Below are 2,953 nucleotides of genomic sequence, written 5' to 3'. Positions count from 1 at the left end.
GTCGATGAACAGCCAAGGGCATCGGCCCTTGGCTGACCGCTCCCTCGCCGCAACCCTTAATGGTTGTAGTGCCAAGAGGATGATCGAAATGAAGCATTTTACGACCCCCTTCAAAACAACTGCAGTTCTGGCTCTATTTATCAGTAGCGCGTTGCTCAGCGGTGTAAGCCAGGCAGGTTTGATGCTCGGCGGCACGCGTATCGTGTTTGACGGCAACAAACGTGACGCCTCTATTACTGTCGGCAACACCACCACACAACCATATGCAGTACAGACTTGGATTAACACAGAAGCCGATGACAACACCACTGCAACCCCGTTTGTGGCAACGCCGCCGCTGTTTCGCCTGGCCCCACACAAAGAGCAAGTGGTTCGAATACAGAAAGTCCCCGGCACACTGCCTGATGATCGCGAGTCGGTGTTCTACTTCAATGCTCAGGAAATTCCGGTGGCCGGCAAGACTGACGAGAACACACTGAAGATCGCCATGCGTACCCGCATCAAGTTGTTCTACCGCCCAACTGGCCTTAAGGGTAATTCGCTGGACGCACTGCCACAACTGCGCTGGAGCCTAGTGCAGGAGCAAGGTAAAGCTGTGCTGGTAGTCAATAACCCTTCCGCGTTTCATGTCTCATTCATTGGCGTGAAGCTTAGCGCCGGCGCCCAGGTCGTTGAGGTCAACGAACCGAAAATGGTCGCGCCCATGAGCAGCCAACGTTACGCCGTACCAGGTTTCACCGGCCGCAGCGGTGAGGTGATGTTCTCCGCGATTAACGATTTCGGCGGCTACAGCGAGCCCTCAAAAGTATCCCTAAGCAGCGCTCCATAACGCTCTTACTTTCTCTTCATGAACGAGCCTACACGTCGTTTATACAGCGTGGTGGCAGCGTATTGAGTATTGTCATGCGAATCGATGCCCTGAACCTTGACTGCCCGTCCGTGCATTTTCACCCGTTGCGCTTGTCCGCCGCCATACTGGCTGCGTTGATGGGCAGCATTGCGCACGCCAATGAGCCGGAGAAATTTGACTCCAGCTTCATGCAGTCATTCGGTGGCACAAATGCAGGACCGAATCTGGACCTTGACGCCATCGCTAATAGCGGCAGCATCGGCCCTGGTACCTATCCGGTGACGATCCGCCTGAATCAGAGCTTTTTTGATCGTCGCGATATGCCCTTCGTCAAGGATGAAAAAAGCGGCGAAGTACGCGTGTGCCTCTCGGAGACGTTTCTTAAAGAAATGGGAATCAAGCTAGAAGCATTTCAGGTGCCTGGTGAGGAGCAGCCTGAATGTATCGATCTGGCAAGTGTGGTCGACGGTGCATCTGTAAGCTTCGACGCGAACCGCCTGGCTCTCGATATCAGCGTGCCTCAAATCGCCTTGCGTCGTGACGCGGCTGGCTATGTAGCCCCCCAAGACTGGGATAGTGGTATCAACGCCGTGATGCTCAGCTATCAGTTCTCTGCCGCACAAACCCAGTCTGATGCTCGAGGCAGTGGCACCCAATACAACCTCTACACCAATGGCGGTTTCAACTTAGGCGACTGGCGCTTTCGCACTAGCTCTTCGTTCAGCCAGGAGGAAGATGGCAAGCGAGAGTGGCAGCGCAGCAACACCTTCGCCCAACGCGATATGACTACCGTCAAAGGCACTCTAACAGTGGGGGAAAGTTTCACTCCTGGAGATGTTTTCGACAGCATCCCTTTTCGCGGCGTTCAGCTAGCGTCGGACATGGGGATGTTACCCGACTCGATGCAGGGCTATGCGCCTATCATCCGTGGCATCGCCGAAACCCAGGCCAAGGTCGAGGTCCGTCAGAATGGTTATTCCCTCTACACCACCTATGTTGCACCAGGTGCCTTCGAAATCGACGACCTCAATGCCGCATCGGGCAGTGGTGACTTAGAAATCGTTATCACCGAGGCCGACGGCCGTGAGCGCCGGTTTACCCAACCCTATGCCACCTTGGGCAACATGCTACGGGAAAAAACTTGGCGTTATAGCGCAACCGTGGGTGAGTACAACGCAGTTGACGGGGAGCAGCGCCCGCGGTTTGTTCAAGCCTCGCTTGCATACGGCCTGCCCTTCGATTTAACCCTGTACGGTGGTCTGTTGGGCGCAAATTTCTATAATGCTGGGGTAGTAGGCGTGGGTAAAAGCCTTGGTAGCCTGGGTGCTGTGTCGATTGATATTACTCAAGCCCAGACCGACGTACCTCAGATCCCCACGACTCAATCTGCTAAGCAAAAAGGTCAGAGTTTCGGTGTACGTTACGGTAAGGCCTTCAATACTGGCACGTCAGTGCGTTTCGCTGGTTATCGTTATTCCACCGAAGGGTACCGTGACTTCGAAGAAGCGGTACGTCTGCAAGAGCCTAGCGACTACAACATGTCTAAACGCAGCAAAGTTGAGGCCAGCATCAACCAGGCGCTAGACAGCTACGGTTCGTTCTACCTTAACTTGAGTCAGCAGAACTACTGGAGCACCTCGCGCCAAGACAAGCAAATGCAAGTGGGTTTCAATACCCAGCACAAAGGCGTGACCTACGGTGTATACGCCAGTAAAACCATGGCCGATAACTATGGGCAGAATAACCAAGTGGTGTTTACCGTTTCGATGCCTATCGGCCAGACCCGCAGCACCGGCACCTACTCAGTCACTCGTAACAATGACGGCAGTCTGGATCAGCGGGCGGGACTGAGTGGGAACAATGGCGACCTGACTTACAATATTAACGCCAACCGTTCGGACAATTCCGGCAATAACGGCTCCGCTATGCTCGGATACCGTGCACCGTTTGCCCAAGTCGGCGCGGGGGTCACCGTTGGTAGTGGCTACCGACAGACATCGCTAAGCGCAGCTGGCTCAGTGTTGGCGCATAGCGATGGCCTGGAGTTTGGCCAGAACTTGGGCGAAACCGTAGCGCTGGTGGAGATCAAAGACACGCCAAACG

2 protein-coding genes are annotated in these 2,953 nt (G+C 54.7%); both read left to right on the top strand.

The features are described 5' to 3' along the window. On the top strand, window positions 1–829 hold an 829-nt coding region (locus tag ACRESD_RS17275; RefSeq protein WP_431752028.1), incomplete at its 5' end, for a fimbrial biogenesis chaperone. 74 nt (window positions 830–903) lie between these two features. Next, on the top strand, window positions 904–2,953 hold a 2,050-nt coding region (locus ACRESD_RS17270), incomplete at its 3' end, for a fimbria/pilus outer membrane usher protein (RefSeq protein ID WP_431752027.1).

Origin of the sequence: Pseudomonas sp. (assembly GCF_050739995.1) — a bacterium.
Classification (GTDB): Bacteria; Pseudomonadota; Gammaproteobacteria; order Pseudomonadales; family Pseudomonadaceae; genus Aquipseudomonas.
Note: the sequence above shows the minus strand (reverse complement) of the source record. Positions and strands in the feature narration are given on the sequence as shown.